This window comes from Lactococcus hircilactis (assembly GCF_009601015.1).
Lineage (GTDB): Bacteria > Bacillota > Bacilli > Lactobacillales > Streptococcaceae > Lactococcus > Lactococcus hircilactis.
The window spans coordinates 167340-181277 of the sequence record NZ_WITJ01000003.1 but is presented as its reverse complement, the minus strand read 5'-3'; the positions used below and the strand labels follow the sequence as shown (position 1 = coordinate 181277).

The following is a 13938-nucleotide window of genomic DNA, read 5'->3' as shown; positions in this document are numbered from 1 at the left end:
TTAGTTTTTTATTGAAATTCAACGGATGAAAAGATAAACTGAAAGTATCAAGAGAAAAAGGATATGAGGTCATGACAAAAATAAAAGTTGGAGTCATCATGGGATCTACATCAGATTGGGAAACCATGCAATCAACATGTGCAGTTTTAGATGAACTTAACATTGCTTATGAAAAAAAGGTCGTATCTGCGCATCGCACACCAGATTTGATGTTTGAATATGCTCAAAATGCGCACCTTAACGGAATCAAGGTGATTATTGCAGGGGCTGGCGGAGCAGCTCATTTACCAGGAATGGTAGCGGCAAAAACACTCGTTCCGGTGATTGGCGTTCCTATCCAAACGAAAGCACTACAAGGAATGGATTCGTTGCTTTCTATCGTCCAAATGCCTGGTGGTGTTCCTGTTGCGACTGTGGCGATTGGAAAAGCAGGAGCGACAAACGCAGGACTTTTAGCCGCCCAAATTTTGGCGAATCAAGACGAACAATTATTTGAAAAATTGACTCAAAGAAGAGTAAAAATCGAACAATCTGTTTTAGAAAGTGATTTATAAGATGGTAAGAATAATCAGATCAAATCAAACGATTGGCATTATAGGTGGCGGTCAATTAGGACGAATGATGGCTATTTCTGCAAAACAAATGGGCTATACTGTTGCTGTGCTGGATCCGACTCCAAATTGTCCCTGTGCACAAGTCGCAGATATTGAAATCACAGCTGCTTATAATGATTTAGACGCGATCAAAGCGTTAGCAAAAGTAAGTGATGTGATCACTTATGAGTTTGAAAATATTGATTATGAGGCACTTTCTTATCTTGAATCTCATGCGTACTTGCCTCAAGGAAGTGAAGTTTTAAAGATCAGTCAGCATCGTTGGACTGAAAAAAAAACCATTTCAGCGATGGGAATTCCGGTTGCACCGTTTCTTTTGATTACTTCAAAAGAAGCGTTACTTGAGAAAGTTCATTATCCAACAGTCCTAAAAACCACAACGGGAGGATATGATGGCAAGGGTCAAGTGGTTTTGCGAAGTGAAGCGGATCTTTTGCCAGCACTTGAACTTTGTGAACAACAAGAGTGTATTTTAGAAGATTTGATTCCTTTTGAAAAAGAAGTATCAGTAATTGTAGTGCGCTCTGTCACGGGGGAAGTGAGTGTTTTACCTGTCGCAGAAAATCGACATGTGAATAATATTTTACATGAAAGCATCGTTCCTGCACTACTTTCAGAAACGCTCAATCAAGAAGCACGAAAAATTGGATTAAAAATAGCAGATGAATTAAAATTGGTTGGAATTTTAGCGATTGAAATGTTTGTGACGAAAGATAAAATTTATGTCAATGAACTGGCACCACGTCCTCACAATTCTGGACATTTTAGTATGGATGCTTGCAGTACTGGACAATTTGAACAACAAATTCGTGCAATCTGTGGGTTGCCGTTAGGTCAAACGGATTTACTTTATCCAGTGGTCATGGTCAATATTTTAGGACAACATTTGCTAGATCTTGCTCAATATGATTCCTTGCTTTCTTTTAGTAAACTACACTTGTATGGCAAAGCAAAAGCCGTAAAGAATCGGAAAATGGGACACATCAATGTCCGTGTTGAACATGAGCTTGAAGAAACGCTTCAAAAAATTCACGACACGGGCATCTGGACGGATGTCGAATAAAATAAAAGCCAGTGTGAACTGGTTTTTTCTATTTCCGAACAATCGTATGTAAAAACAGGAAGAATCACGGTAAAACTTTGAAAAATCGTACAATAAACTTTAAGATAGGAGTATAGGAAATTTAATTAAACACATCATAAAAAAGAAAAGAGAGAAAAAAACAATGCAAAAAGGCGAATTACTTTATGAAGGAAAAGCAAAAAAACTGTATGCAACGGATGATGAAAATGTAGTTTGGGTCGAACATCTTGACCAAGCAACGGCACTCAACGGACTTCGTAAAGAACAAATTATTGGCAAAAGTGCATTGAATAATCAAATCTCAAGCATTATGTTTGAAAAATTGAATGCCAAAGGGATAAAAACAGATTTTATCGAAATGATTTCAAAAACCGAACAATTAAATGAAAAGGTTGAAATTATTCCGCTTGAAGTCGTATTGCGTAATCGTGTAGCGGGTTCTTTTGCAAAACGTTTTGGACTTGAAGAAGGAGAAGTACTTCGTAATCCGATCATCGAATTTTATTATAAATCAGATGCACTTGATGATCCATTCATTAATGACGAACATGTGAAGTATTTAGGGATTGCGACGGATGATGAGATTGCTGATCTTAAAAAAGAAACACTCAAGATTAATGAGATTGTAAAAGAAATTTGGGCGTCGATTGACTTGAGTTTGGTTGATTTTAAGATTGAATTTGGACGAAATAAGGCAGGAGAAATTATCCTTGCAGATGAAATTAGTCCAGATTGTACACGACTTTGGGATAAAGAAGGACATCATATGGATAAGGATGTTTTTCGGCGTAATCTTGGAAGTTTGACGGATGTTTATGATGAAGTCCTTCGTCGGTTACAAGGGGTTTAAGGAGAATAAAATGAATCAATTTCGCATTTTTGTTGAAAAACAAGGAGATTTTGCAACAGAAAGTTTCGCATTGAAACGGGAATTAAATGAGTCTTTGAAGTTAGACATTCAATCGGTTCGATTAATCAATAGTTATGATTGTTTTAATCTCTCAAAAGAGGAGTTGGAAATCGCTAAAGGTCATGTTTTTTCTGAGGTCGTGACAGATGAGGTTTTTGATGTTCTTGATGTTTCGGGGAAAATTTATTTTGCAATCGAATTTTTACCAGGGCAATATGATCAACGGGCAGATTCTGCTGAGCAATGCTTGACGTTATTGACTGGAAATGAAGCAGTTAAAATTAAAAGTGGAAAAGTTTTTGTTTTTGAGGGCATCACTTTTGATGAATTGAGTAAAATCAAGGCTTATTTAATCAATCCTATTGAGTGTCGAGAGAAAAACTTAGATTTACCGCTTGCAATTGATGCAGCAATCGCCCCAAAAACGGTCGAAATCTATGAGGGGTTCATTACGTTTAGCGCTGCGCAATTAGATGAATTTTTGACGGAAAAAGGAATGGCAATGACGCTTGCTGATTTAATTTTTATTCAGGATTATTTCAGAGATGTAGAAAAGCGCAATCCAAGTGATACGGAACTGAAAGTCCTAGATACGTATTGGTCAGATCATTGTCGGCATACGACATTTGAGACCGTCATCAAATCAGTCGCGTTTGAAGAAGGAAAATTTCAAGAGAGTTTGCAAAATGCGTTTTCAACGTATTTAAATATGCGAAAAGTGACACATCGCAATCAAAAAAACATGACCTTGATGGATATGGCAACGATTAATGCGCGTGAAGCGCGTCAATTTGGCTTACTTGAAGATCTTGAAATCACAGATGAAATTAATGCGTGTTCGATTTATATTGATGTGGATGTGGATGGAAAAAAAGAGCCTTGGTTATTGATGTTCAAAAATGAGACACATAATCATCCGACAGAAATTGAACCTTTTGGTGGGGCATCGACATGTATTGGCGGAGCAATTAGAGATCCATTGTCTGGGCGATCTTATGTGTATCAAGCGATGCGGATTTCTGGTGGGGCGAATATTTTAGAGCCGATTGAGGCAACTCGGACAGGAAAATTGGCACAAAAATTGATTTCTAAAAATTCTGCACGAGGAAATTCTTCTTATGGAAATCAAATCGGATTGGCAACGAGTTTTGTGCGTGAGCTTTATCATCCAGGATTCAAAGCAAAACATTTGGAGACAGGAGCTGTTGTTGCGGCTGCGCCAGTAGCGAATGTTCGTAGGGATTCTTCAGATCCGGGAGACAAGATTATTTTACTTGGTGGTGCAACAGGTCGTGATGGGATTGGTGGTGCGACAGGGTCATCCAAATCTCACACGGTACATTCTGTTGAAACAGCGTCTTCTGAGGTTCAAAAAGGAAATGCACCAACGGAGCGAAAAATTCAGCGCTTATTCCGTGAGCAAAAAGTAACGACATTAATCAAAAAATGTAATGATTTTGGTGCAGGTGGCGTCGCAGTTGCGATTGGAGAATTGGCTGATGGGCTTTTGATTGACTTGGATAAAGTACCTGTGAAATATCAAGGGTTGAATGGATCAGAACTTGCAATTTCTGAATCGCAAGAGCGGATGGCTGTTGTCGTTGCACCAAGTGATGTTGAAGCATTCATTCATTATGCTGAAATGGAAAATTTGAATGCTGTGGTTGTCGCTGAGGTGACGGATACAAATCGCTTAGTCATGACATGGCAAAAGACGTCAATTGTGGATATTTCACGCGATTTTTTGAACACGAATGGGGCAAAACAAGAAATTGGTGTGCAAGTTGAAACGGAAATAAAAGGGGATCCATTTGCTCGTCCAGCACGCAATGAAGCGTTAAAAACTCAGTTTTTGGATCATTTGAAGCAGGATAATGTGGCAAGTTTACAAGGCATGATTGAAAGTTTTGATGCTACTATTGGTGGAACGACCGTACTGATGCCTTTTGGTGGGAAGTATCAATTGACTGAAACAGAAGGATCCGTTCATAAAATTCCTGTGCGCCACGGCAAAACAAATACAGCAAGTTTATTGACTTTTGGATATAATCCAGATTTATCAGCATGGTCTCCATTTCACGGTGCAGCTTATGCGGTGGTGGAATCAATGGCAAAAATCGTTGCTTTGGGTGGAAAATGGCAAGGCATTCGATTTTCATTTCAAGAATATTTTGAACGCTTAGGACATGATCCTGAAAAATGGGGAAAACCGTTTGCTGCGCTTCTTGGTGCGATTCAAGTTCAACATGAGTTTGGATTGGCTGCTATTGGTGGGAAAGATTCGATGTCAGGAACATTTGAAGAATTGACAGTCCCCCCAACATTAATCTCGTTTGCGGTTCAAACTGCAGATGCACGTCAGATTATTTCGTCTGAATTAAAAGCAGCAGATCATTATCTTTACTTGATCAAACATACGCCAAAAGCTGATTTTATGCCAGATACGGCACTTTTGAGTCGCAATTTTGATTTTATCCATCACGCCATCACGTCTGGGGATATTGTTTCAAGTTTTGTGATTAAAGAAGGTGGATTGGCTGAAGGACTTGCAAAGATGAGTTTTGGAAATAAAATCGGACTCTCTGTTGTTTGTGACCATTTATTTGATAAAAATATTGGATCAATTGTGGTGGAAAGTCGCTCAAAATTGGATTTTGAACAGGCAGAATTTCTTGGGATGACAACAGCTGCTGCTGAATTAGAGATCAATGGTGAAATCATCACGATTGATGAGGCCATTTCAGCTTGGCAAGGAAAATTTAGTGCGGTTTATCCAGTAGTATCAACGGATGATACTCAAAAAGTAGCGAAAATTGATGTTGTCAGTACTGACAGAAATCAAAAATCAACTGTTTTTCGTGGTCAGCCACAGGTGTTTATTCCTGTATTTCCTGGTACGAACTGTGAGTATGACAGTGCGCGTGCGTTTGAAGCGGCGGGTGCAAAGACGAAGATCTCTGTGTTCAGAAATCAATCTGCGCGCCAAATTGAGGATTCTATTGATGAGTTTGCAAAACAAATCTCAGCATCTCAAATTCTGATGCTCTCTGGTGGTTTTTCTGCTGGTGATGAGCCGGATGGTTCTGGAAAATTCATCACGACCGTTTTGATGAATGAGAAAATTCGAGTGGCTGTGGAGGATTTATTGTCACGCGACGGGTTGATTTTGGGAATTTGTAATGGATTTCAAGCGCTGATAAAATCTGGATTGTTACCGTACGGAAAATTTGGACAAGTCACGAAAAATTCGCCAACGTTGGTCAGAAATAATAGTGATCGTCACCAATCAAAAATTGTCAGAACGCGCATGACGGGTGCAAAATCGCCGTGGTTGCAACTGACAAAAACAGGAGAAATTCAAAATGTTGCGATTTCTCATGGTGAAGGAAAATTTGTAGCCACTTCAGAGCTGTTGTCAGTACTGACAGAAAAAGGTCAGGTCATTTCGCAGTACGTCGATCAGGACAATGTGCCTACGATGGATGAACGATATAATCCAAATGGATCCGTTCAGGCGATTGAAGGCATTATTTCTGAGGATGGACACATTCTTGGAAAGATGGGTCATTCTGAGCGGATGGGACAGGATATTTTCAAAAACGTCATTGGCGAATACGATCAAAAGATTTTTGAAGCGGGTGTCAATTATTTCTTGAATAAATGAAAATCCGAACAATAAGAGATAAAAAGTCTTGAATTTCGATTCAAGACTTTTATTTGACGAACAATCACGTTAAAATAGAACTAACGAAGATGAAATGGAGTGTGTCAGCAAAAATATGCGTTTTGTCAGTGCTGACAAGGAAAAAATGACTGAGATAGACAATTGGTTTAGCAAAAAAGAGAATGTGACAGAAAATAGTCATCTAAATGAAGAATGTGGATTGTTCGGGATTTGGGGACATCCAGATGCTGCAAAATTGACCTATTTTGGCCTACACGCACTGCAACATCGAGGACAAGAAGGTGCTGGAATTTTAACGAATGATGCTGGAAGTTTTCATCGTTATCGCGGTTTGGGGCTTGTGACAGAGGTTTTTCGGGATGAAAAGGATCTGTCAGTACTGACAGGAAATGCTGGAATTGGCCATGTGCGTTATGCAACAGCTGGATCAGCATCGATTTCAAATATTCAACCTTTTCGCTTCAATTTCTTTGATGGCAGCTTAGGACTTGCGCATAATGGAAATCTGACCAATGCGGTCACACTGCGCTGTGAGCTTGAAAAAGATGGTGCAATTTTTGGATCAGATTCAGATTCAGAAATTCTCATGCACTTAATCAAACGCAGTCATCATCCTGATTTTATGGGAAAAGTAAAAGAAGCGCTCAACACTGTAAATGGTGGGTTTGCTTATTTGTTATTGACCCCAACCTCACTTGTCGCAGCACTTGATCCAAATGGCTTTCGCCCCTTATCAATAGGAAAATTAAAAAATGGGGCCTACGTTGTCGCTTCTGAAACGTGCGCCTTTGATGTCGTTGGTGCCGAATTTATTCAAGATGTAGAACCTGGACAAATTGTTGTCATCGATGACAAAGGGATTCATTTTGATACTTACACGGATCAGACGGACCTAAAAATTTGTTCAATGGAGTACATTTATTTTGCCCGTCCTGACAGCACCATCCATGGTGTCAATGTCCATACTGCAAGAAAACGATCTGGAAAAATTTTGGCAAATGAGTCACAAATTGATGCAGATATTGTCATTGGCGTTCCTAACAGCTCACTTTCTGCAGCATCTGGCTATGCAGAAGCATCTGGATTGCCCTACGAAATGGGATTGATCAAAAATCAATATGTCGCAAGAACATTTATTCAACCCACACAAGAATTGCGTGAGCAGGGCGTCCGAATGAAGTTGTCAGCGGTGCGCGGTGTTGTCGAGGGAAAACGTGTGATTATGGTGGATGATTCCATCGTTCGTGGGACAACGAGCAGACGCATCGTGCAGCTCCTTAAAGACGCTGGTGCCAAAGAAGTTCACGTAGCAATCGCAAGTCCAGCACTCGCTTATCCCTGTTTTTACGGGATTGATATCCAAAGTCGTGATGAGCTGATTGCAGCACATCATACAGTGGATGAAATCCGCCAATTAATCGGTGCTGACAGCTTGCATTTTCTTTCAAAAGAAGGATTAGTTGAAGCAATTGGACATGATCAATTAACCCTTTCTTATTTTGACGGAAAATACCCCACCCCACTCTATGACTACGAAAAAGAGTACCTTGAAAGCTTAGAAATCACACACTAAATTTCTGTCAGTACTGACAGAAAACAGGGAATCTGTGCTAAAATTAATAAACGAAAAAAACATTCAAAAGGAGAAAAAATGTCTCAAAACGCATACGCAAAATCAGGAGTTGATGTAGAAGCAGGCTACGAAGTTGTTTCCAGAATAAAAAAACACGTAAAAAGTACGCAACGTTTAGGTGTGCTCGGTGGATTAGGTGGATTTGGCGGCGCATTTGATTTATCTGCCCTATCAGATTACAAAGCACCTGTTTTGATTTCAGGAACAGACGGTGTTGGGACAAAATTAGTTCTCGCTATTGAGCATAATCGTCACGATACTATCGGGATCGACTGTGTTGCCATGTGTGTCAACGACATCATCGCAGCAGGAGCTGAACCACTATACTTTCTGGATTATATTGCGATTGGAAAAACGAAACCTGAAAAATTAGAGCAAGTCATCGCAGGAGTTGCTAAAGGATGCGTACAAGCTAATGCAGCATTGATTGGTGGAGAAACAGCAGAACATCCAGGAGTGATGCCAGAAGATGATTATGATATTGCAGGCTTTGCAGTCGGAATTGCTGAAAAAGAAAACTTGATTGATGGAGAGAAAAATGTTGAAAAAGGAGATGTATTACTCGGACTTGCTTCCTCAGGAATCCACTCCAATGGCTACTCTCTTGTGCGTCGCGTTTTTGCTGATTTTGACATGAATGAAACCTTGCCAGAACTCACTCAACCACTGATTGATGAACTTTTAACGCCCACAAAAATCTACGTTAGCGCGCTTTTGCCATTCATCAAAGCACAAAAAATCAAAGGAATTGCACACATTACGGGAGGCGGATTCCAAGAAAATCTTCCTCGAATGTTCAACTCAACGCTCACAGCACAGATCAAAGAAGGGAGCTGGCCGATTCTTCCGATTTTTAAAGCACTCGAAAATTATGGAAAAATTAAACACGAAGAAATGTTTGAAATTTTTAATATGGGTCTAGGTATGGTCCTTGCAGTAGCGCCAGAAAATGCCCAAGCCATTAAAGATGAACTCGGTGCATTTGAAATTGGACAAATGGTTTCACGCAAAGAAAAAGCTGTGATCATCGAATGAAAAAACAGCTAGAATCAAATCCTTTTTGCCATTCAGAGCATACCACCCACCGCCCAATTCGGATCGCCGTTTTTGCATCTGGAAATGGCTCAAATTTTCAAGCCATCGCTACGCAATTTAAAACTGCTGTCGCACTTGTATTTTCCGACCATCACGATGCTTATGTCCTCAAACGTGCTGCCCATTTAGGCATAAAAAGTGTGAGTATTGAACTTAAAGACTGTCAAAATAAAGAAGATTACGAGCGAAAAATCGTCACATTATGTGAAGAAAATGAGGTTTCTCTCATCGTCCTTGCAGGGTACATGAAAATCATCTCTAAAACCTTACTTGATGCTTACAAAGGAAGAATCATTAATATTCATCCTTCTTATCTGCCTGATTTTGCAGGATCACCTCACGCGATTGAAGAAAGTCACGCAAGACAACACGGCTGTGGTGTTACCGTCCATTTTGTAGATGAAGGAGTGGATACTGGAGAGATTATTGCCCAAGAACGCTTAGCTTATCTGCCTGATCTTTGTGCTTATGAAAAAAGTGTGCATGACTTAGAGCACCGGCTTTATCCTGAGGTAATTGGAAGATTTTTAAAGTAAAAAATCCGAACATTTTCTGAGATTATGCGCCATTTTGAATGAAAACACTCGAAAATGAGTAAATTTTGCGATACAATAAAAGAAAAAGATTAGAATTGAGTGAAAAATGCACCCTCATTTAAAGGAAGTTTTATTTACAGAAAAAGAAATTGAAAGCAGAGTCAAAGCACTCGCGCATGAGATTTCAACGGATTACGCTGGAAAAAATCCATTGATTGTGGGGATTCTAAAGGGATCCATCATGTTCACTGTTGATTTACTCAAAGCACTCTCTATCGATGCACAAGTTGATTTCATGGATGTTTCAAGTTATGGCAATGGATTAAGCACATCTGGTGAAGTTCGAATCTTGAAGGATTTAGATACAAAAGCACAAGGACGCGATATTTTAATTTGTGAAGACATCATTGACTCTGGAAATACACTGCTTTATGTCAAAAATTTACTCGCGCACCGCGGTGCAAATTCCGTGAAAATCATCTCCCTTTTGGATAAGCCAGCAGGGCGCAAAGTTAAAATCAACGGAGATTATATCGGATTTGAAGTTCCAGATGAATTTGTTGTTGGTTATGGCATTGATTATGCAGAACGTTATCGTCAATTGCCATACATAGGCATTTTCAATACTGATTTTTTAATCAAAGATTAATTATTTCCGAACAATAGAACAAAAAAATCTCGAAAAATCCATTCGAGACTTTTTATTTACGAACATTTTATTTAGAATAGAAGTATAGCAATTAAAAAGTAACTGACAACGATTGAAAGTGAGAAAAAATGACAAAACGTGTCTTAATGAGCGTATCTGACAAAACAGGCATTGCTGAATTTGCAAAAGCACTCCAAAATCTAGGCTGGGAAATTATTTCAACCGGCGGAACAAAACAAACGTTAGATCAAGAAAATATCCGAACGATCGCGATTGATGAAGTGACAGGATTCCCTGAAATGATGGATGGACGTGTGAAAACACTGCATCCTATGATCCACGGTGCTCTTCTTGGACGAAGAGACTTAGAAACGCACATGACGCAAATGAAAGTCCACGGGATTGAACCAATTGATCTTGTGGTTGTTAATCTTTATCCCTTCAAAGACACCTTACTTAAAGGAGGAACGCCAGATGAGATGATCGAAAAAATTGACATCGGTGGGCCTTCCATGTTGCGTTCTGCTGCAAAAAATCACGCTGCTGTCACTGTAGTTGTCGATCCAGATGACTACGCACAAGTAGTGACGGAGCTGTCTGAAAACGGAGAAACAACGCTCGCTTTTCGCCAAGAACTCGCTGCAAAAGTTTTTCGTCATACTGCAAGTTACGATGCCCTCATTGCAGATTATCTCGGGAAACAAAACCATATTACAGATCCTGAATCTACCACTTTAACTTACGATCTCAATCAACGCTTGCGTTATGGTGAAAATCCACAACAAGCAGCTGTTTTTTATCAAACCGCACTACCAACAAGTTTCTCTATTGCACAAGCCAAACAACTCAATGGAAAATCACTTTCATTTAATAACATCAGAGATGCCGATGCAGCCATCAAAATTGCACGTGATTTTCTTGACCAACCGACAGTTGTCGCATTAAAACACATGAATCCATGTGGTATTGGACAAGCAAAAACCATCACGCGTGCTTGGGACTATGCTTTTGAAGCAGATCCAGTTTCTATTTTTGGTGGAATCGTTGTCTTAAATCGCGAAGTTGACGCAGCTACCGCAAAAAAAATGCACGAAATTTTCCTCGAAATTATCATCGCACCAAGTTATTCTGACGAAGCACTAGATATTTTAACAACCAAAAAGAAAAATTTACGGATTCTTCAACTTGATTTTTCACAAGCCCAAGCTTCCAAAAAAGAAATGGAATATACAGGAGTAATCGGTGGTCTTTTAGTTCAAAACCAAGACATCATCGAAGAAAATCCAATGGAATGGTCAGTTCCAACAAAAACACAACCGACAAAAACGCAAAAACAAGCGCTCGAATTTGCGTGGAAAGCGTGTAAATTCGTCAAATCTAACGGCATTTTAGTGGCGAATCAAAACCAAACTTTAGGAGTTGGACCAGGTCAAACCAATCGTGTAGGCTCCGTAAAAATCGCCTTATCAGAAGCATTCAAAAAATCGTCAGTACTGACAGAAAATGCAGTGCTCGCCTCAGATGCATTCTTTCCTTTTGCAGACAACATTGATGAGATTGCAAAAGCAGGAGTGAAAGCCATCATTCAACCTGGTGGTTCTGTACGCGATGACGAAGTGATTAAAGCATGTGATCAGTACGGAATTGCGATGATTTTCACTGGTGTTCGTCATTTTAGACATTAAAAATTGGAGAAAAAAATGAAAGTTTTAGTTGTTGGTTCTGGTGGACGTGAACACGCATTAGCATGGAAGTTTGCACAATCAAAAAACGTTGAGCAAGTCTATGTGGCACCAGGAAATGAAGGCATGATGGACGTTGCTCAAATCATTCCCATCAAAGAAACTGATTTTGAAGGGTTGATTGCTTTTGCAAAAAAACACACCATCGCACTTACCTTTGTCGGACCAGAAGTTCCTTTGAGTTTAGGAATTGTTGACGCGTTTGAAAAGGAAGGATTACCGATTTTTGGACCAAGAAAAAATGCAGCGCTCATTGAAGGCAGTAAAACCTTTGCAAAAGAGCTGATGAAAAAATATCAAATCCCGACCGCTGATTACGAAGCATTTTCAGATTATGAAGCAGCACAGGCGTATCTTGAAAAAGTCGGCGCTCCAATTGTCATTAAAGCAGATGGTTTAGCGGCAGGAAAAGGTGTGGTTGTCGCACCAACACTTGAAATCGCACAAACAGCACTTCGAGAAATGATGTGTGACGAGAAGTTTGGCAAAACAGGAACAAAAGTCGTCATCGAAGAATTTTTAGAAGGAGAAGAATTTTCCTTTATGGCGCTGGTTCACGATGAGCTGATTCTACCACTCACCCTCTCGCAAGATCACAAACGTGCGTGTGATGGAGATAAAGGTCCCAACACAGGTGGGATGGGCGCATACTCAGATCTTCCACAAATCTCCAAAGTAACAACAGATACAGCGATGTCAGAAATCCTGATCCCCGCAATCGCTGCCATGAAAGACCAAAATCGCAGCTTCACAGGAGTGCTCTATGCTGGATTGATCTTGACAGATAAAGGGCCAAAAGTCATCGAATTTAATGCACGATTTGGAGATCCTGAAACTCAAGTCATCCTCCCACGCTTAGAAAATGATCTTGCCCAAGTCATCTTAGATTTGCTCAATAAAAAAACAACCCCACTAAAATGGTCAACAGATCAGGTCTTAGGCATCGTCCTTGCTGCGACAGGTTATCCAGATGCTCCTCAAAAAGGCAGTGTGATCAATGGCTTAGATGAATTAGATTCTGAAACGCTCGTCTTTCATAGTGGTACCAAAAAGCAAAACGAACAATGGCTTACGAATGGCGGTCGCGTTTTGTTTCTTGCCCGAAAAGAAAAAACACTAAAAGAAGCACAAACCAAAGTGTATGCTGAAGCCAAAAAAATCCAGTCCGACGGTCTCTTTTATCGCCATGATATTGGCTGGCGTGCATTGTAAAAAGCGTTGCGCATCGCGCAACGCTTTTTTTCAATCAAAAATAAAAATGAGTATTTTTTACGATCCGCTTAGACCATGTAGAAAAAATTGGGTTAAGGTTTCGGTTTTTTCAAAAAGCTGTTCTGCGCTTATTTTTTTCATCCCTTCCATAAAAATAGTGATGAGCATCATAAAATCAGACTTTGAAAAGTTAGCATCGATCACTCCCTCACTTTTTCCTTTGTGAAAAAGGGCTTCATAAATTTTGGATTGACTTTTAAGCGTTTCGTCATCAAAAAAATCAGGACTTTTTGAATATTGGAACATCAGGTTTTCTGAAAAAAACGGACGGTACTGATACAGCTGTTCGCGTTCAAGTGCGACGACAGCGCGATAAGTGGACTCGAAATCCAAATCACTCTCTATAATCGCATCAATCTTTTGAACCATCTGTTGGAGTGCCTGAATCAGCACGACATTCATCAGATGATTTTTGTTTTTAAAGTATTTAAATAAAGTGACTTTTGACACCTCGGCCAATTGTGCGATTTCATCAACTGTAATGTCACTTATCGCTTTTTCATTTATCAATTGAAGCGTCGTTTTTAAAACGGCATTTTGTTTTTTTTCTGTTTGATTCATTAGTTTTGTTTTATCTTTTCATAAATTTGATCTGATCTATCAAAATTATAACTTAATATTTGAACTTTTTCAACGAAAGGCGTACAATATGAACTATAAATAGATAAATAGTTCATTTTTATAATTCATTTTGAAAAATTTAAAACCATCAGGCACA

11 protein-coding genes are annotated in these 13938 nt (G+C 39.5%); 10 read left to right on the top strand and 1 reads right to left on the bottom strand.

The features are described 5' to 3' along the window. Positions 1-71 precede the first annotated feature (71 nt). From purE to purD, 10 genes are all read left to right on the top strand, one after another. Positions 72-554: a 5-(carboxyamino)imidazole ribonucleotide mutase gene (gene purE, locus GHI93_RS02935; protein WP_153495439.1), complete on the top strand. Its 483-nt coding sequence runs from the start codon at positions 72-74 to the stop codon at positions 552-554. A 1-nt stretch (position 555) separates the two neighbouring features. Continuing rightward, positions 556-1677 carry a 5-(carboxyamino)imidazole ribonucleotide synthase gene (gene purK / locus GHI93_RS02930; RefSeq protein ID WP_153495437.1) on the top strand — a complete coding sequence of 374 codons (1122 nt, stop codon included), beginning with the start codon at positions 556-558 and terminating at the stop codon, positions 1675-1677. Between the two features lie 163 nt (positions 1678-1840). After that, positions 1841-2548 carry a phosphoribosylaminoimidazolesuccinocarboxamide synthase gene (gene purC / locus GHI93_RS02925; RefSeq protein ID WP_153495436.1) on the top strand — a complete coding sequence of 236 codons (708 nt, stop codon included), beginning with the start codon at positions 1841-1843 and terminating at the stop codon, positions 2546-2548. A gap of 10 nt (positions 2549-2558) precedes the next feature. After that, the gene (locus tag GHI93_RS02920) at positions 2559-6272 is read left to right on the top strand and encodes a phosphoribosylformylglycinamidine synthase (protein ID WP_153495434.1); all 3714 of its coding nucleotides are present in this window, start codon (positions 2559-2561) and stop codon (positions 6270-6272) included. A gap of 145 nt (positions 6273-6417) precedes the next feature. Next, a complete protein-coding gene (purF, locus tag GHI93_RS02915) occupies positions 6418-7866 on the top strand; it encodes an amidophosphoribosyltransferase (protein WP_246177001.1) in 1449 nt (482 codons plus the stop codon). Between the two features lie 78 nt (positions 7867-7944). Beyond that, a complete protein-coding gene (purM, locus tag GHI93_RS02910) occupies positions 7945-8961 on the top strand; it encodes a phosphoribosylformylglycinamidine cyclo-ligase (protein ID WP_153495432.1) in 1017 nt (338 codons plus the stop codon). A gap of 56 nt (positions 8962-9017) precedes the next feature. Beyond that, positions 9018-9557, top strand: coding sequence for a phosphoribosylglycinamide formyltransferase (purN, locus tag GHI93_RS02905; RefSeq protein WP_343030303.1), 540 nt, complete (start codon positions 9018-9020; stop codon positions 9555-9557). A 106-nt stretch (positions 9558-9663) separates the two neighbouring features. Beyond that, positions 9664-10206: a hypoxanthine phosphoribosyltransferase gene (gene hpt / locus GHI93_RS02900; protein WP_153495429.1), complete on the top strand. Its 543-nt coding sequence runs from the start codon at positions 9664-9666 to the stop codon at positions 10204-10206. A 128-nt stretch (positions 10207-10334) separates the two neighbouring features. Then, positions 10335-11891 carry a bifunctional phosphoribosylaminoimidazolecarboxamide formyltransferase/IMP cyclohydrolase gene (purH, locus tag GHI93_RS02895; protein ID WP_153495427.1) on the top strand — a complete coding sequence of 519 codons (1557 nt, stop codon included), beginning with the start codon at positions 10335-10337 and terminating at the stop codon, positions 11889-11891. A gap of 15 nt (positions 11892-11906) precedes the next feature. Further along, positions 11907-13160: a phosphoribosylamine--glycine ligase gene (gene purD, locus GHI93_RS02890; protein WP_153495425.1), complete on the top strand. Its 1254-nt coding sequence runs from the start codon at positions 11907-11909 to the stop codon at positions 13158-13160. A 57-nt stretch (positions 13161-13217) separates the two neighbouring features. On the opposite strand, the gene GHI93_RS02885 is transcribed toward purD, so the two are convergent. Beyond that, complete coding sequence (locus GHI93_RS02885) at positions 13218-13781, bottom strand: TetR/AcrR family transcriptional regulator (protein WP_153495423.1); 564 nt, start codon at positions 13779-13781, stop codon at positions 13218-13220. Between the last annotated feature and the right edge of the window lie 157 nt (positions 13782-13938).